This window comes from Aquimarina sp. KJ22-3 (assembly GCF_055808215.1).
On record NZ_CM147859.1, the window covers coordinates 2,580,287 to 2,599,042 of the forward strand.

Consider the following 18,756-nt stretch of genomic DNA (forward strand, 5'->3'; position numbering starts at 1 on the left):
ACATTTTTTATACTTTTGCTAGAATGATTTTTACAGCCACACAAATTGCAGGTATCTTAAACGGAGAAATTGAAGGAGATGAATCTGTTGAGGTATCAAAACTAGCTAAAATAGAAGAGGGTACTAAAGGGTCTCTGACCTTTTTAGCCAACCCCAAATACACCCAGTTTATTTATTCTACAGATGCTTCCATCACTATAGTCGATAAGACTTTTGAAGCTGAATCTGACATCAAAACAACATTGATTCGCGTAGATGATGCGTACAAAGCATTTTCTCAATTATTAGAATATTACAACATGGTAAAGATGAATAAAACTGGGATAGAGCAACCTAGTTTTATTTCAGAAACTGCCAAATATGGAGAGAATATTTACTTTGGAGCATTTTCTTATTTGGGAGAAAACGTAACCATTGGTAAGAACGCCAAAATATTTCCTAATGTGTATATAGGAGATAATGTGACTATTGGAGATGATGTTGTCGTATTTGCTGGTGCCAAAATTTATTCTGAAACGATTATTGGGAATAATTGTGTAATCCATAGTGGCGCCATTGTTGGAGCCGATGGATTTGGTTTTACGCCCAATGAAAAGGGAGAATATAGCAAGGTGCCTCAAACAGGAAATGTGATTATTGAAGATAATGTAGACGTAGGTGCAGGAACTACCATAGATAGAGCCACCTTAGGTTCTACTGTTATAAGAAAAGGAGTAAAGCTGGATAATCAAATTCAGATCGCACATAACGTCGAGATAGGAGAACATACCGCAATAGCTGCACAAACAGGAATTGCAGGTTCGACAAAAATTGGAAAAAATTGTCTTATTGGGGGACAAGTAGGTATTGCTGGTCACCTTAATATTGGTAATGGCGTACGAATACAAGCACAATCTGGAATAGGTAGAAATATCAAAGATGGAGAAGCAATACAAGGTTCTCCTGCCTTAGGATATTCGGACTATAACAAGTCTTATGTACATTTCAAGAATCTCCCAAAGATCGTAGATAGAGTATACAAATTAGAGAAAAAGATAAACGATAATGAGTGACATTGTTGTGAGTAAGCAAAGAACCATTAAAGAGGAAATTAAACTTACCGGAGTAGGTTTACATACAGGAAAAGAAGTTACCCTTACTTTTAAACCTGCACCAGAAAATCACGGATACGCATTTTGCAGAATTGATCTCGAAGGCAGCCCTGTGATCGAAGCTGATGCCAACTATGTGGTAAATACCCAACGAGGTACTAATCTGGAAAAAAACGGAGTAAGTATCCAAACTTCAGAGCATGTTTTGGCCGCTTGTGTTGGACTCGAAATCGATAACCTTTTAATTGAGTTAGACGCTTCTGAGCCTCCTATTATGGACGGATCAAGTAAGTTTTTCATTGAAGCTCTAGAGAAGGCTGGTATTGTAGAACAAGAGGCAGAACGAGAAGAGTATATCGTTAAGGATGTGATTTCTTATACCGATGAAGAATCAGGAAGTGAGATCATTGTAATGCCTTCAGATGAGTATCAGGTGACTACAATGGTGGATTTTGGGACTAAGGTATTAGGAACACAAAATGCATCTCTTAAGCATTTATCTGATTTTAAAAAGGAAATAGCTGATGCCAGAACATTTAGTTTCTTGCATGAACTGGAAATGTTACTGGAGCATGGTTTGATCAAAGGAGGAGATCTTAATAATGCTATTGTTTATGTAGATAAAGAACTAAGTCCAGAAACCATGGAAAAGCTAAAAGTAGCTTTTGGTAAAGATTCGATTGCAATCAAGCCTAATGGCATTCTGGATAATCTTACATTACACTATCCAAATGAGGCAGCAAGGCACAAATTATTGGATGTAATAGGAGATTTAGCGCTTATTGGTACTAGAATTCGCGGAAAAGTAATCGCAAATAAACCTGGACATTTTGTAAATACGCAGTTTGCCAAAAAGCTTTCCAAGATCATCAAGATTGAAAAAAGGAATAAAGTACCTCAATTTGATTTGTCCAAAGAACCTTTTATGGATATCAATAAAATTATGGATATGCTTCCGCATAGACCTCCGTTTTTGTTGATAGATCGTATTTTGGAAATGTCGGACAAACATGTAGTAGGGTTAAAGAATGTAACCATGAATGAACCTTTCTTCGTGGGGCACTTTCCTGGAGCACCGGTAATGCCTGGGGTATTACAGGTAGAAGCTATGGCGCAAACCGGAGGTATTTTGGCATTAAGCACGGTTCCTGACCCCGAAAACTACCTTACCTACTTTATGAAGATTGATAAGGTAAAGTTTAAACAACAGGTATTGCCAGGCGATACATTGATTTTTAAATTAGAGCTGATAACTCCTATCCGAAGAGGTATCTGTCATATGCAAGGTTTTGCTTATGCCAATGGTAGGTTAGTTACCGAGGCAGAGTTGATGGCACAAATCGTAAAATCAAAATAATTAATAATTTAAAAGAGAATTATCCATAAGTTTAGTAATCTTGTGGATCTAGAATAGTTGAATACACATTACATTTGATGTATATAAAATAAACCAAAACTGATGAATCAACCTTTAGCATATGTTCATCCCGGAGCGAAGATTGCGAAAAATGTGGTAATTGAGCCTTTTACTACAATTCATAATAATGTAGTTATAGGAGAAGGGACTTGGATAGGTTCTAATGTAACCATTATGGAAGGTGCACGAATAGGAAAGAACTGTAGTATTTTTCCTGGGGCTGTAATTTCTGCTATCCCTCAGGATAAGAAGTTTAATGATGAGGATACCATTACCGAGATTGGTGATAATACTACGATAAGAGAATGTGTTACCATTAATAGAGGTACTACAGATAGAATGAAAACCAAAATAGGAAACAATTGTTGGATTATGGCCTATTGTCATATTGCTCATGATTGTATTGTTGGAGATAATTGTATTTTTTCAAACAATAGTACTTTGGCTGGTCATATATCAGTCGGGGATCATGTAGTGCTGGCAGGAATGGCAGCAGTTCAGCAGTTCTGTAGTATAGGTAACCATGCTTTTGTAACGGGAGGGTCTTTGGTAAGAAAAGATGTGCCGCCTTTTGTTAAAGCAGCTCGCGAACCATTATCCTACGTTGGGATTAACTCAATCGGTTTGAGACGAAGAGGTTTCAGTACTGAAAAAATTAGAGAAATTCAGAACATATATAGAATCTTATATCAAGGAAATTACAACAACTCTCAGGCTGTTGCTATTATAGAAGCGGAAATGGAAGCAACGTCAGAGCGTGATGAAATATTAGAATTCGTTAAGAATTCTCAGCGAGGAATCATGAAAGGATATTTCTCGAATTAGTAATACAAAAATTAAAGAATACTAGATAATGGCAAGTACAAGTGATATTAGAAATGGACTTTGTATAAAGTATAACAATGATATTTATAAAATCATCGAATTTTTACATGTTAAACCAGGAAAAGGTCCGGCATTTGTAAGAACTAAGCTAAAAAGTGTGACTACAGGAAAAGTAATTGACAACACATTTTCTGCGGGGCATAAGATTGAAGATGTAAGAGTTGAAACTCACAAGTTTCAGTATTTATATGCAGAAGGAGATACTTATCACTTTATGAACACAGAGGATTATAACCAAATTACGCTTGAAAAGTCTACCTTGGATGCTCCTGGATTATTGAAAGAAGGAGAAGTAGTGACGGTTATTATCAATTCTGAAGATCAAATGCCATTGTCTGTAGAAATGCCAGCTAGTGTCATTTTGGAAGTAACTGCTACAGAGCCAGGAGTAAAAGGAAATACTGCTACCAATGCTACTAAACCAGCAACTGTAGAAACAGGAGCAGAAGTAATGGTGCCATTGTTTATCAATGAAGGTGATAAGATTAAGATTGAAACCGAAAAGGGTACCTATAAAGAAAGAATTAAAGAGTAAGTAATATTCGTATCTGAATAATGAAATTTCCTCAAGCCCATACCCTAGAGCAGATAGCTACTATTATATCTTCAGAATTTATTGGTGATCCAGAGTTTCCAGTACTGGGAATGAATGAGATCCATGTGGTTACACCAGGGGATATTGTTTTTGTAGATCATCCGAAGTATTATGATAAAGCTTTGCAAAGTGCAGCTACTATAGTGCTTATTAATAAAAAGGTAGCGTGTCCCGAAGGAAAGGCATTATTAATATCAGACGATCCGTTTAGAGATTTCAATATTCTTACTAAGTATTTTAAACCATTCGAAAAGGCAAGTGCTCAGATTTCACCAACTGCCAAGATAGGAAAAGGAAGCATTGTACAACCTGGAGCTTTTGTAGGGAATCATGTGGTTATTGGAGAAAATTGTTTGATTCATAGCAATGTTAGTTTGTATGATCATACAGTTATAGGTGATAATGTTACTATTCATGCAGGATCCGTGTTGGGAGGAGATGCTTTTTATTATAAAAATCGTCCGGAAGGATTTGATAAATTGATCTCTGGGGGTAGAGTAGTAGTAGAGGATAATGTAGATATAGGCGCTCTGTGTACTATAGATAAAGGAGTAACCGGAGATACTACCATAAAAGAAGGAACCAAAATTGATAATCAGGTGCATATTGGACATGATACAGTTATTGGTAAAAAATGCTTAATTGCTTCACAAGTAGGGATTGCAGGTTGTGTTGTTGTTGAAGATGAAGTAACGATGTGGGGACAAGTAGGAGTGACCAGTGGGATCACCATAGGTACAAAAGCAATAATTTCTGCACAATCTGGGGTAAGTAAATCACTCGAAGGAAAGAAAAGTTATTTTGGTACACCAGCTGATGATTTCAGAAAAAAATACAAAGAAATTGCTGCTATACGACAAGTACCTGATTTAATAGAAAAATTGAATACTAAATGAATACAAAGGCAAAAGACATTGTAAGGTCTTTTTATGAAACGGATTTAATACATAGCTCAGAAGTTTTTTCTGAATTTCTACACCCGGAAATTGAACTATTTTGGAACAGTAGTTTTGGTTTTAACAAGAAGAATTTTAACGATATCAAGATGATGTTTAGCGAGATGGCAGCATCTTTTGAGACCTTCAGATGTGAGATCAGCCATTTGTTGGCAGAAGATGATAAGGTGACAATTCGCTATACATATTTTGCAAAGACTATAGAAGACCCTGACAAAGAAGAAGCTATAGCTCATTTTATTACAATTTGGGAACTCAAAGATGATAAGTTGTATCGAGGATATCAAATAAGTCAACAAGGGGATAATACTCCCGAAAGTATGAAATCTTTTCTTTCAAAATAATTTCATTTTCATTTTAACGATAGTGTTCAAAAGCTTACTTTTGGAACTTTAAAAAGCAATAAAAAAATCATAACGCAATGAGTGTTTTAGTAAATAAAGATTCGAAGATTATTGTTCAAGGATTTACAGGTAGTGAAGGTACATTTCACGCCGGTCAAATGATTGAATACGGAACAAATATTGTAGGAGGAGTTACTCCAGGAAAAGGAGGGCAAACTCACTTGGATAAACCTGTATTTAATACAGTAGAAGAAGCTGTTAAAGAAGTAGGAGCTGATACTACTATTATATTTGTACCACCTGCATTTGCTGCAGATGCGATTATGGAAGCTGCAGATGCTGGGATAAAAGTAATCATTACTATTACAGAAGGTATTCCTGTAGCTGATATGATAACAGCTGCAAATTATATAAAAGATAAGGATTGTAGATTGATTGGTCCAAACTGTCCGGGAGTGATTACTCCAGGTGAGGCCAAAGTAGGAATTATGCCAGGTTTTGTTTTCAAGGAAGGAAATGTTGGTATCGTTTCTAAGTCAGGTACATTAACCTATGAAGCTGCTGATCAGGTAGTAAAACAGGGATTAGGAATTACTACTGCTATTGGTATCGGAGGAGATCCAATTATTGGTACCACTACAAAAGAAGCGGTAGAATTACTAGTTAATGATCCAGATACAGCATGTGTTGTAATGATTGGAGAAATAGGTGGACAGCTGGAAGCGGATGCTGCAAGATGGATTAAAGAAAGTGGAACTAAAAAACCAATCGTAGGATTTATTGCTGGAGAAACTGCACCAGCGGGACGTACGATGGGACATGCGGGAGCTATCGTTGGAGGTAGTGAAGATACTGCTGCAGCCAAGAAAGCAATCATGAGAGAGTGTGGTATCCATGTAGTGGATTCACCAGCGGAAATTGGTAAAAAAGTTGCTGAAGTATTAGGCTAAGCAGCTGTTAAATAATTACAAAACCTCTTGGATTTATGTTCAAGAGGTTTTTTATTGAACATAATTTAAGAAAACTGTAACGTGTTTGTATATTTCACGTCTCTTAGTTAACTACAAATCAAACTAAATAATTATTTATGAAGATTTTTAAATCTATGCTACTATTGCTCTTTGTTTTACTGCTGAGCAATTGTAAAGATTCATCAACAAAAACGGATACATCAGATGTTATCAAGACGGAACAACATACTGATAACGCTGGTTTTAATTATGAAACCGTGTCTAACGACCCAACAGGTCTAAGGTTGTATACTTTGGACAATGGGATGAAAGTGTATTTGGCAAAAAACGAAGAAGAGCCAAAAATTCAGACCTACATTGCTGTACGTGCTGGATCTAATTATGATCCTAAAGAGACCACAGGACTTGCTCATTATTTGGAGCATATGGTTTTTAAAGGTACTGATGAAATAGGAACGCAGGATTTTGCAAAGGAAAAAGTGCTGCTTGATCAGATTTCAGATTTGTATGAAGAACATAAAAAGGAATCTGATCCTGAAAAGAAGAAAGCGATTTATAAGAAAATTGATGAAGTCTCTCTTGAAGCTTCAAAAATTGCGATATCTAACGAATATGATAAAATGATTAGTTCTTTGGGAGCTCAGGGAACTAACGCGCATACTTGGTTTGAAGAAACCGTATATAAAAATAAAATTCCGGTAAATGAATTGGATAAATGGCTTAAAGTAGAGAGTGAGCGTTTCAGCCAATTGGTATTACGTTTGTTCCATACAGAACTTGAAGCGGTTTATGAAGAATTTAATAGAACACAGGATAACGACTTTAGAAAATCATATTATGCCACTCTGGAAGGGTTGTTTCCTAATCACCCTTATGGACAACAAAGAACCATCGGGACTTCTGATCACTTGAAGAACCCTTCTATGGTTGCTATCCATGATTACTTCAATAAATATTATGTGCCTAATAATATGGCAGTAGTATTGGTGGGTGATATAGATTTTGATGAAACTATTAAAAAAGTAAATGATGCTTTTGGAGCCTATGAGAAAAAAGAGGTAGCGCATCCTGTCTTGCCAAAAGAACAACCGATTACAAGCCCTGTCGTTAAAGAAGTGTTTGGACCAACCTCAGAAAATGTTGCTATTGCATATAGATCTGAAGGGATTGGTTCTGAAGAAGAAAAACTGCTTACTATGGCAGATATGATTTTAACCAATGGAAAAGCAGGACTTATAGATTTAAATTTGAATCAAAAGCAAATGGTGCAAAATGCAGGTTGTTCTCCATTGTTTCAAAATGATTATGGTTTCCATAGGTTTAGTGGTACACCAAAAAATGGACAAACTTTGGATGAAGTAAAGGATTTGATTCTAGGAGAAATAGAAAAGCTAAAGAAAGGAGAGTTCGAGGATTGGATGATGTCTGCTGTGATTAATGACTTAAAACTATCGCAAACACAAGAGTACGAGAATAATACAGCTCTGGCAAGTGCGTATTATAATGCCTTTATTCACCATCAAAATTGGGAAGATAGAGTAAAGTTCCTTGATGATCTTAAAAAAATTACTAAGCAAGAATTAGTAGATTTTGCAAATAAATTTTATAAGGATAACTACGTAGTGACTTATAAGCGCAAAGGAGAGGATAAAAATGTTACGAAGGTTGAAAACCCTGGAATCACTCCGGTTGAGCTGAACAGAGATAAACAATCTAAGTTTGTTTCTGATTTCTACGAGATTAAAACATCTCCATTACAGCCAAAGTTTATTGATTATAAAACAGCGATCAAGCAATCGAATACAGAGAATGGTTTAGACGTTTCGTATATCGAAAACCCAAACAATGATTTGTTTAGTTTAAATATCATTTTTGATATGGGTAAAGATAATGACCGAAAAGCCTCTCTTGCTGCTGGGTACCTGGATTATTTAGGTACTGATAAATATTCTCCAGATGAGCTTAAGAAAGAGTTTTATAAGTTGGGGATTAATTATTATGTAAGTGCTGGTTCTGATATCACTTATGTAGGATTGTCTGGACTTAAAGAGAATCTAGATGCTGGTTTAGCACTTCTTGAGCACCTATGGGGTAATGCAGTCGCAGATCAGGAAACATATAATAAATATGTTGATAAAATAGCGAAGTCTCGCGATGATAATAAAACTCAAAAAGGAAATATCTTGTGGAATGGTTTGATGAACTACGGTATTTATGGAGATAACTCTGCTTTACGTAATATTTATACCATCGCAGAACTACAAGAAATAGATCCAAATGAATTAGTAACAAAGGTAAAAGAACTCAAAGGGTTTAAACATCGTATTTTCTATTATGGTAAAGATATCGATGCGGCAATTGCTTCATTGAATAAAAACCATGTTTTGAATGGAGATCTTGCAGATTACCCAGAAGAAACAACCTATCTGGAAAAAGAAACGGGAGGAAATGTATACTTTGTAGATTATGATATGGTGCAAAGTGAAATGGTATTCTTAGCCAAAGGATCACAATTTGACCCATCAAAACTAGCTGCTTCCAGACTTTTCAATTCCTATTTTGGTAGTGGTTTGTCTTCTATTGTTTTCCAGGAGATTAGAGAATCCAAATCATTAGCATATTCAGCGTTCTCTGCCTATTCCAACGCATCAGAGAAAGATAAATCTAACTATATCTATGCGTACATCGGTACACAAGCGAATAAAATGCCTGAGGCCGTGGATGCAATGATGGATTTAATGACCAATATGCCAGAAGCAGAAAAGCAATTTAATGCTGCAAAAGAAGCAACACTAAAGAAAATTGCTGCAGAGAGAATTACAAAATCTAATATTTTCTGGAGTTATGAAGGTCTTAAGAAAAGAGGTATTGATAACGATAATCGTGAGGAGATGTATAACACCATCAAAAATATGACTCTTGAAGATCTGAAAAAATTCTTTAATGAAAACATTAGCGGGGAGACATATAATGTGTTAGTGATTGGTAATAAGAAAGATGTAGATATGAAAGCGCTTTCAAAACTTGGAAAAGTTCAGGAAATGGATGTTGATTTCTTATTTAATTACGAGAAGAAAAAAGAAGATATTAAATTATAATATCATTGCATTATATATTGTAAACCCCGTGATAAAACGCGGGGTTTATTCTTGGTCAGCAGTTTGTAATTCTTATATTTGATATCACAATATATAAACAACAAAATTTTATAGCGCTAATGAATCTCTTACAAGGTAAAACAGCAATTATTACAGGGGCTACTCGTGGTATAGGAAAAGGAATAGCTGAAGTTTTTGCTCAAAATGGAGCAAACGTGGCTTTCACCTACAGTTCTTCTGTAGAAGCGGCCAAAATATTAGAAAAAGAACTAAACGATTTAGGAGTTAAGGCAAAAGGATATCAAAGTAATGCTGCTGATTTTGAGCAAGCGCAAGAGTTGGTAAAGGATGTATTAGAAACTTTTGGAAGTATTGATGTTCTTGTCAATAATGCTGGTATTACCAAAGATAATTTATTGATGAGAATGGGAGAAGAAGACTTTGATAAAGTGATCGAAGTAAACCTGAAAAGTGTTTTTAATATGACCAAAGCTGTACAGCGTACTATGCTTAAACAAAGAAAAGGAAGTATTATCAATATGAGTTCGGTTGTTGGTGTAAAAGGAAATGCTGGACAGGCAAACTATGCGGCTTCAAAAGCCGGGATTATAGGCTTTTCTAAGTCAGTTGCACTCGAGTTAGGTTCGAGAAACATAAGAAGTAATGTGGTGGCACCTGGTTTTATAGAAACTGAAATGACACAAAAGCTGGATGAGAAGGTAGTAGAAGGATGGAGAAATGCTATTCCTTTAAAAAGAGGAGGTACTCCAGAGGATATTGCTAATACATGCTTGTACTTAGCAAGTGATCTAAGTGCTTATGTTACAGGGCAGGTGTTAAATGTGGATGGAGGAATGCTTACCTAAAAATTAGTAGGGTAAGATAAGAACTGTAATGTCTTTCAATGCAAACAGAAACAATTTTATTGATCATAGCGGCCTTTATAATCTCTTTGATTGTATCGTTATATCAGTATTTATATAAAGCAAAGAGTACAACCAAAAAGAGTGTATTCTTTGCTTTTTTACGTTTTTTAAGTGTGTTTGCAATTTTATTGTTGTTGATCAATCCGTCTTTCAGAAAAAAAACCTTTTTTACAGAAAAGCCAAAATTGGTTGTTGCTATAGATAATTCATCGTCTATAGCTTATCTCAAACAAGAACAACAGGTCGTCTCCTTTGTAGAGCGTATAAAAAACAGTAAGGAAATTAATGATCGTTTTGATATTAATTACTATTCTTTTTCTGATAATTTAAAAGACTCTCTACAGCTAAGTTTTGATCGAAAACAAACGAATATTTCCAGAACTCTGGAGGATTTAAGTCAGATTTATAAAAGTTCGACTGCGCCAACGATATTGCTAACGGATGGAAATCAAACGTATGGTAAAGATTATCAATACAGTAGTTCTAGATATAAGCAACAAGTATATCCTGTTATTGTTGGGGATACTATTATAGTAACAGATACCAAAGTTGCACAGTTAAATGTCAATCGATATGCGTATTTGAAAAATAAATTTCCGGTAGAAGCTATACTAACCTATTCAGGAAATCAAGACGTGACCTCCAGATTTCAAGTATCTTTAGGGAATGCAGTAGTATTTAGTCAAAATATCACATTTACAGAAGAAGAAAACTCCAAAGTTCTTAATTTTACCTTGCCAGCTACTCAAGTTGGAGTAGTGCAATACAATGCCAGATTGATTCCTTTAGAAAATGAAAAGAACAAAGTAAATAATGCCAAAGCCTTTGCGGTTGAAGTAATTGATCAAAAAACCAATGTATTGCTTATCAGTGATATGGTACATCCTGATTTGGGCGCAATCAAAAAAAGTGTTGAAAGTAATGAAAGACGAAGCATTACGATCCAGCGAACATCTGAAGTAAAAAACATAGATGATTATCAGTTAATTATTCTATATCAACCCAATAGTAGATTCAGAGGGGTTTACGAAAAAATAAGTACTGCTCGAAAGAATTATTTGACTATTGTAGGGTCTAAAACAGATTGGGTATTTTTGAACAAAACACAAAATAAGTACTATCAGGAGATCACCCGGCAGACAGAATACTATATCCCGAGGTTTAATCCTAATTATAGTACTTTTTTATTTGATGATATCGGTTATGAAGGGTATCCACCGTTGATTGGTAACTTTGGAGAGATTAGAATTTCTTCAAATCACGATGTACTATTGTATCGTACCATTGGGAGCATACAAACCGAGGAACCTTTACTGGCTACTATAGAAGAAGATGGTATTAGAGAAGCAATACTTCTTGGAGAAGGTTTTTGGAGATGGAGAGCTCAGAATTTTCTGGATACCAAAGACTTTGAGAGTTTCGACGATTTCTTTTCCAAGCTGATTCAATATTTGGCTACAAACAAACCAAAAAGTAGATTGAATACCATTTCAGAATCCTTCTACTATGGTAATGCAAATATTAAGATCAAAGCAGAATACTTTACGAAGAACTACGAGTTTGATAATAGAGGAAGCTTACAAATAAGTTTAAAAAATAAGGATACCGAGGAGACTCAAACCATTCCGATGCTACTAAAAAATAATTTGTACGAGGTAGATTTGAGTAACCTGAAAGCTGGAAATTATGATTTTACGGTAGCTGTTTCCGGAGAAAATATTTCGCGATCAGGAAGTTTTACAGTGTTAGAATATAATGTAGAACAACAATTTTTGAATGCTGATGTAACAAAGTTGAAGCAGGTAGCTACTAATACTAATGGAAAGTCATACTTTATAGGGCAAAACGAAAAATTAATTCAGGATTTAATTCAAGATCAACGTTATCAACCTATTCAAAAAAGCAAAGAAAATGTGGTATCTTTAATTGACTGGAAATATCTTTTGGTCATTATCATCCTGTTACTAGGGATAGAATGGTTTGCACGTAAGTATAACGGACTCATTTAAAATTAAAAACTCAAAATTATTATGGAAAAATTACCAAAAATAGGATTGCCAATTTTAATCCTTATTGTGTTAAGTATCGTTTTTATTTCTAAGTCTACCGTGACTATTGGTTCTGGAGAGGCTGGAGTATTATATAAGACTTTTGGAGGAGGTGTTGTAACAGAAAAGCCGCCATTAGGAGAAGGATTTCATTTGGTAGCTCCATGGAACAAAGTGATTGTTTATGAAGTAAGACAGCAAGAAGTATTTGAGAAAATGCAAGTATTATCATCTAATGGATTAGAGATTAAATTAGATGCTTCGGCGTGGTTCCAACCTGATTATGAGAAATTGGGACTATTACACCAGCAAAAGGGAGAGAATTATGTAAATAGAGTGCTGTTACCAACAATTAGATCTGCTGCTCGTAGTGTTGTAGGTAGATATACTCCAGAACAATTGTATTCTAGCAAGAGAGATGCTATTCAAAAAGAAATTTTTGAGGAGACCAAAAAGATTGTAGGCAATCAATTCATACAGCTTAATGAAGTTTTGGTTCGTGATGTAACCTTACCTCCTACGATAAAAGAAGCGATAGAAAGAAAGTTAAAGCAAGAGCAAGAAGCATTGGAGTATGAGTTTAGACTAGAAAAAGCCAGAAAAGAGGCTGAAAGACAAAAAATTGATGCTGAAGGTAAAGCAACAGCCAACAGAATTTTGAATGAATCACTTACCGATAAAATTCTAAGAGAAAAAGGAATTCAGGCTACTTTAGAACTTTCCAAATCACCTAATGCAAAGGTAGTAGTGGTAGGGTCCGGAAAAGACGGAATGCCTTTGATTTTGGGGAATCAGTAGGTATATAGTACACAAAATTCAGTTGTCAATTTGATAACTGAATTTTGTTATTTTCAATATATCTGATTTTAATTCGCTTATTTTATTAAATTCGCAATTCATATGTTAAGAAATGGGGTTTAAGGTGTTAATATTTGGTTAATTACCGTAATTCTTTTACTTTTAAGCCATAAACTCAACTTATTAATATGAATAGAAAATTATTTCGCCCCATTGCACTGGGCCTAGGCTTGGTGGTTACACTTCTCGTTTATACACTAACCGCCCCAAAAACAGAAAAATCCCAAAATCAGAATGATGACATTGTAAATTTGAGAGCACAACATGCAGAGCATTTGGCTAACAGTCCTTTCAAAAACACCTTACAATTATCAAAAAAGAACGTAAAGCTCAAGGCTTACCTCCAAACAGGTATTTTGAGCAAATGTGGGAGTTAACGATGAACCCAAAAAGTGGTCGTACTCACCCAGAGAACATTTTCTCTCTTCAAGAACAGTTAAAAGCGAAATTTGCGAAAAGAGCTCCAGGAGATGATCCTAACAATCCATGGATAGAAAGAGGTCCTAATGATATAGGAGGTAGAACTCGTGCTATCATGTTTGACCCTAATGATTCATCCAACCGCCGAGTATTTGCCGGTGGTGTAAGTGGAGGTCTTTGGGTAAATGATAATATTACCTCTTCTACGTCTCAATGGAGTAGAGTACAAAATGTACCAGGAAATCTATCAGTTACTTCGATTACTGTAGATCCAAGAAATTCGAATATCTGGTATGTAGGTACGGGAGAGCAATATACCGCTGGAGATGTGGTAGGTAACGGTGTTTATCGATCTACAGACGGTGGTAATAGCTGGCAAGCACTTAGTATTCCTGCTGCCGGAGCTGCTACTTTTAGTTTTAATGCAAATAACTTATTCCTTTCAGGGTTGTTTTATGTAAATGACGTTGTGGCTTGGAATAACACATCACAAAACCGCACAGAATTATTTGTTGGAGTTGGTGCTCATGTATATGGAGATGCTAGTAACCCTTCAAATTGGCTAGGTTTACAAACTGCAGGTTTATATAGATCTGTGGATGGAGGTTCTACTTGGAATCGTATTGAGTCTTCAAACTTAGCGTTTGATTTCCAGGGAACGAACTATTATATGATTCCTAATGACTTTGAAGTAGGAGCAGATAATACATTATGGATGGGAACCATCACAACTCCAGGTATTGGAGGTGGAGGTGGAGGAAGAGTCTTCAGTTCTACCAATGGTGGTACTTGGACCGAAGCAGCTGCCTCTCCTTTAGCAGATTCAAATCGTGTAGAAATTGAGGTTTCTGCAACAGATGCTAACAAATTGTATGCGCTTACACAAGGATCTACAGATCCGGTACATATTTATAGAACAACAAATAAATTTGCTTCGGTTACTGAAACTGCATTGCCTAATGATGCAGATGGTGGTATCCCGGCAAACGATTTTACCAGAGGACAGGCATTTTATGATTTAATGATTGAAGCTGATCCTAATAACGATGATATTGTTTATGTAGGAGGTATTGATTTATTTAGATCTACCAATAGTGGTAATTCTTGGAGTCAAATTTCTAAATGGTCTAACAATTCTGGATTAGCAAGTCTTAGTGTATCGCTTGTACATGCTGATCAACATGCGATGACCTTCAGACCAGGAAATTCTAATCAAGCGATTTTTGGTAATGATGGTGGAATATATTATGCATCTGATTTATCTCGTGGTTCTAGTTCGAATGTTTTTGGAGCTAGAAATAGTAACTTTAATGTTACGCAATATGTAAAAGCAGGTATCGGTCCAAACGGGACAAATGATGTTACTGGTATTTTTACTGCAGGTGCGCAGGATAATGGTTCTCAGGCGTTTAGAAATGCTTCAGCTGGAATTAATGGTTCGGAAGAATTATCTGATGGTGATGGATTCTATACGTTTGTAGATAAAGATGGGCAGTACATGACTGCAACTTTTACAAATAACGTAATCTATAGATATAACTTACCTTGGGATGGTAGAGGAAGAAGACAAGGTGGAGCGACTACTATTCTTAATGAAAGAACAACAGGAGATTTCGTAAACCAAATGGGATACGATAGTGATGCTAATTTCTTATTATCGAATGCGTCTTCAGGTGGTTCATTTTCGATCAAAACGATCGATGTTGCTGGTAATCGTAATAATAATATTACCAATGCTGTCTTAACGGCAAAACCAACTGCATTTATTGCTTCTCCTTTTGCTAATAATACTTGGTATGTAGGAGCTGCAGATGGAAAATTATTCAGACTTACTAATGTTGGTTTGGGTACAGCTTCTTGGACAGAGATTACTACTCCATTTGTAGGTTCGGTTTCTTCGGTAAGATTAGGAGCTACTGCAAATGATATCATGGTATCTATCCATAACTATGGTGTAACCAGTGTTTGGTTCTCTAATGACGGAGGGGCAAATTGGTTGAACAAGGAAGGTAACTTACCAGATATTCCAGTTAGAGATATCCTTCAAAACCCATTAGATAGAAATGAAGTCATCCTAGCTACACAATTAGGTGTTTGGGTAACAACTAACTTTAATGATGCTAACCCAAACTGGGAGCAGGCGTATAATGGAATGAGTGACGCAAGTGTAACTTCATTTGATTATTGGGCTAAAAATGGAAATGATAATGATAATGTAATCATTGCATCTACTTACGGTAGAGGAGTGTTTACGGGATCATTTACATCTAACGCAGTTGCAGATACACAAGCCCCAAGTACTCCAACAGGTTTATCAGCTTCAAATATCGCTGAAACTACTTTGACTTTAAGTTGGAATGCTGCTACGGATAACGTAGGAGTTGTAGGGTACGATATCTATCAAGGAAACTCTGTTTTAGGATCAGTTACTGGAACAACTGCTAATATTACCGGGTTAACAGCGAATACTACATACCAATTCAGAGTAAAAGCTAAAGATACTGCTGGTAATGAGTCTGGTTTCAGTAATACAGCTTCTGCTACCACAACTGGTGGATCAACAGGAGGTTCTGGTTGTGTGTCAGGAATTTCTTCATTCCCATACAACGAAGGATTTGAAAACACGATTGGAGCATGGAGCCAATCTACAGCAGATGACCTAAATTGGACTGTAGACGCAAGTGGAACTCCATCTAGAGATACAGGGCCATCTTCTGCTACTCAAGGAAGCTTCTATATTTTTGTTGAGGCTTCTGGTAATGGAACAGGTTTCCCAAATAAACAAGCAATAATTACCTCTCCTTGTTTTGACTTATCTGGACTTAGTGCTGCTACGTTCTCATTCAGCTATCATATGTTTGGAGCTAATGATATGGGTAGTATTGCATTAGAAGTAAGTGATGACAATGGTTCTTCATGGACAAGCGTTTGGAGTGAGACGGGTAACAAAGGAAACTCTTGGTTAAATGCAAGTGTTGACTTGGGATCCTACGTTGGAGGAAGTATTAAAGTACGATTTAATAGAATTACAGGCGGTACGTGGCAAGCAGATATAGCTATAGACAATGTGTCTCTTTCTTCTGGAGGAGGAACATCTACGCCACCAGCAGATATTTGTGCAGGAGTTGCAGAATACGACAGCTCAAGAGCTTACAGTGCTGGAGACCAGGTAACATTTAGAGGATCGTTGTACGAAAGAACAACCACAGGTTGGATTAACTTAGGTACTTGTGGTTCGACTACAGCAGCGGTAGCTGGTACTTTTGTAGATCTTAATGATTTTGATACGTCATTAGCAATTACCTTGTATCCAAACCCGGCTAAGAATAACTTATTCATAGCAAGTGCAAACAGCAATACTAAGGCATACAGTATCTTTAACACGCTAGGGCAACTAGTTGACGAAGGAAATGCTGAAAATGTAATTGATGTTTCACAACTTCAAAATGGATTATATACTATAGTAATAAATGGACAAACTCAACGATTTATTAAAAACTAACATATAGTGTACTAATTATAGTAGGAAAGCCTTGAATACAAGTATTCAAGGCTTTTTCTTTGTACTCATTTAGTCTTCTGAAATGAGGAACAAAAAAAGCCTTCATTTATCATGAAGGCCCAGCAAAATAGATAATGGTTAGTGTTACTATTTCTGCTTTAATTTTTCTGCTTGTTTGGTCCACTGATCTCTCTCAATTCGACCAGGGAAAAATTGAATAAGTTGTGTAACTGTTTCAATATCTTCGGCAGTAAATCGGCTAATTTGATCAAACGTGTAAATACCAATTCCATTTAATTTTTCTTCAATAAATGGACCAATACCACTTATTAATTTCAAATCATCCTTTTGCGAAGCATCTGCTTCACCAAAACTAGCAAAGTTCAACTTAGGCTGCTCTCCTGTAGGAGCTGGTGCACTCGAAATAGGAATACCACCATGGTCTCTGGTTTTGATCGCTTTAATTTCATTTTCTGAAGAAGCTTTGTTCGAGAATGTCGATTTGGCTTTAGTGTATTCGGCATTTTTCAATATCGAATTTTGTCGTTGACATTCTTCGAGTTCAGCTTTGTATTTATTTTTTAGTGCCCATCGGGATAATAGCCATCCTAACAAAAATGCTAGGAATAGTAGTAAAAGCAGACACCACCAATTGGCTTCGTTTAAAAATTCTAACATAGTTGTGGTTATTTAATTTACAATGATTTCTATTCTTCTGTTTTTTGCTCTGTTTTCTTCACTGGTATTAGGAACAATAGGATTAGATTCTCCTTTTGAAGTTGCCTTAACCTTATCAGCGTCGATTCCTTGAGATATTAAATACTGTCGTACATTATTCGCACGCTGTTGTCCAAACCAGAGATTTGCTTCCTCATCTCCAACATCATCGGTATGCCCGGTCACATGTACGCTTTTATCTGGATATTTGTTGAGATAGTTCTTCAATTCCAGAGCGTAGTTCGATAGCGTGGCATCAGGTTTAAATGTCTTCTCACCAAAATTGGAATATAAGGTTCTGTTAGCGACACTTTTCTCTACTTCAACAGTACGTTCTTCGGTTAATGTTTTAAAAAGTAATGAAATACCTCCTGTATGATTACCATCGGCATCGTATTCATAATCCTTTACCTCGCTAGAGGTACTGATTCTACCGGAATTAATCCCTGATTTTATGAACAAGTCTTTCATGAAACTAGCCCGAGCCAATCCAAGTTCATTTTCTGTGCTGCTTTCCTCTGAGGTTTCATAACCGGTAATCAAAAGTTCTTTGTTTTGATTTTTTCCGAGATAATCAGCAACCAAATCGCCAATATCAGCAATGGCATCTGGTATAAATACATTACCGTTTTTGTTATTGATTTGAAGTTGACCTTTGAGAGTTAGTGCGTCTCGATCGTCATCATCTTTGATAACAAATTTGAGTTTCTGTTGTTCGATAGCGGCAATGCTATCTTCGTAAGCTTTCCTTGCAGCAGCTTCGCGTTCGAGTCTAATTTTTTCCTCGTTTTTTAGGTTTTGTCCGGTTTCCCGAGCACACCAATCGCAAGAATAATACCACCACATTGCCAGCCATGCGAATAGCAAAAAGATAAGAAATGAAATGATTTTTTTCATAAGTTGTTGATTAGTATTGTCTTTTAAAGTT

The 18,756-nt window shown here is 36.0% G+C and carries 15 protein-coding genes; 13 read left to right on the forward strand and 2 right to left on the reverse strand.

The window, feature by feature from the left end; translation table 11 throughout:
* Positions 1–23 precede the first annotated feature (23 nt).
* From lpxD to AC0L3Q_RS11885, 13 genes are all read left to right on the forward strand, one after another.
* On the forward strand, positions 24–1,052 hold the full coding sequence (gene lpxD, locus AC0L3Q_RS11825) for a UDP-3-O-(3-hydroxymyristoyl)glucosamine N-acyltransferase (RefSeq protein ID WP_073313174.1): 1,029 nt from the start codon (positions 24–26) through the stop codon (positions 1,050–1,052).
* Positions 1,045–2,448 (forward strand): bifunctional UDP-3-O-[3-hydroxymyristoyl] N-acetylglucosamine deacetylase/3-hydroxyacyl-ACP dehydratase, encoded by a 1,404-nt coding sequence (locus AC0L3Q_RS11830; protein WP_073313176.1) that lies wholly within the window; start codon positions 1,045–1,047, stop codon positions 2,446–2,448. The genes lpxD and AC0L3Q_RS11830 overlap by 8 nt, the downstream gene beginning before the upstream one ends.
* 102 nt (positions 2,449–2,550) lie before the next feature.
* Positions 2,551–3,333, forward strand: a complete 783-nt coding sequence (gene lpxA, locus AC0L3Q_RS11835) for an acyl-ACP--UDP-N-acetylglucosamine O-acyltransferase (protein WP_073313178.1) — start codon at positions 2,551–2,553, stop codon at positions 3,331–3,333.
* Between the two features lie 28 nt (positions 3,334–3,361).
* Positions 3,362–3,928, forward strand: coding sequence for an elongation factor P (gene efp, locus AC0L3Q_RS11840; protein ID WP_073313180.1), 567 nt, complete (start codon positions 3,362–3,364; stop codon positions 3,926–3,928).
* A 20-nt stretch (positions 3,929–3,948) separates the two neighbouring features.
* On the forward strand, positions 3,949–4,884 hold the full coding sequence (locus AC0L3Q_RS11845; RefSeq protein ID WP_473286746.1) for a UDP-3-O-(3-hydroxymyristoyl)glucosamine N-acyltransferase: 936 nt from the start codon (positions 3,949–3,951) through the stop codon (positions 4,882–4,884).
* A complete protein-coding gene (locus tag AC0L3Q_RS11850; RefSeq protein ID WP_473286747.1) occupies positions 4,881–5,288 on the forward strand; it encodes a nuclear transport factor 2 family protein in 408 nt (135 codons plus the stop codon). Before AC0L3Q_RS11845 ends, AC0L3Q_RS11850 begins: the two co-directional genes overlap by 4 nt.
* Positions 5,289–5,365: 77 nt before the next feature.
* Positions 5,366–6,238 carry a succinate--CoA ligase subunit alpha gene (gene sucD / locus AC0L3Q_RS11855; protein ID WP_473286748.1) on the forward strand — a complete coding sequence of 291 codons (873 nt, stop codon included), beginning with the start codon at positions 5,366–5,368 and terminating at the stop codon, positions 6,236–6,238.
* A gap of 137 nt (positions 6,239–6,375) precedes the next feature.
* Positions 6,376–9,357 carry a M16 family metallopeptidase gene (locus tag AC0L3Q_RS11860; RefSeq protein WP_473286749.1) on the forward strand — a complete coding sequence of 994 codons (2,982 nt, stop codon included), beginning with the start codon at positions 6,376–6,378 and terminating at the stop codon, positions 9,355–9,357.
* 119 nt (positions 9,358–9,476) lie between these two features.
* On the forward strand, positions 9,477–10,223 hold the full coding sequence (gene fabG, locus AC0L3Q_RS11865) for a 3-oxoacyl-[acyl-carrier-protein] reductase (protein WP_073313194.1): 747 nt from the start codon (positions 9,477–9,479) through the stop codon (positions 10,221–10,223).
* A gap of 38 nt (positions 10,224–10,261) precedes the next feature.
* A complete protein-coding gene (locus AC0L3Q_RS11870) occupies positions 10,262–12,292 on the forward strand; it encodes a VWA domain-containing protein (RefSeq protein ID WP_473286750.1) in 2,031 nt (676 codons plus the stop codon).
* 21 nt (positions 12,293–12,313) lie between these two features.
* Entirely contained in the window at positions 12,314–13,129 is an 816-nt protein-coding gene (locus tag AC0L3Q_RS11875) for a prohibitin family protein (protein WP_073313199.1), read from the forward strand.
* Positions 13,130–13,317: 188 nt separating this feature from the next.
* The gene (locus tag AC0L3Q_RS11880) at positions 13,318–13,566 is read left to right on the forward strand and encodes a hypothetical protein (RefSeq protein ID WP_473286751.1); all 249 of its coding nucleotides are present in this window, start codon (positions 13,318–13,320) and stop codon (positions 13,564–13,566) included.
* A 2-nt stretch (positions 13,567–13,568) separates the two neighbouring features.
* Positions 13,569–17,111, forward strand: coding sequence for a T9SS type A sorting domain-containing protein (locus tag AC0L3Q_RS11885; RefSeq protein WP_473286752.1), 3,543 nt, complete (start codon positions 13,569–13,571; stop codon positions 17,109–17,111).
* Positions 17,112–17,258: 147 nt separating this feature from the next.
* On the opposite strand, the gene AC0L3Q_RS11890 is transcribed toward AC0L3Q_RS11885, so the two are convergent.
* Positions 17,259–17,789, reverse strand: coding sequence for a hypothetical protein (locus tag AC0L3Q_RS11890; RefSeq protein ID WP_473286753.1), 531 nt, complete (start codon positions 17,787–17,789; stop codon positions 17,259–17,261).
* Between the two features lie 12 nt (positions 17,790–17,801).
* Positions 17,802–18,725, reverse strand: a complete 924-nt coding sequence (locus tag AC0L3Q_RS11895; RefSeq protein ID WP_473286754.1) for an OmpA family protein — start codon at positions 18,723–18,725, stop codon at positions 17,802–17,804.
* Positions 18,726–18,756: the final 31 nt, after the last annotated feature.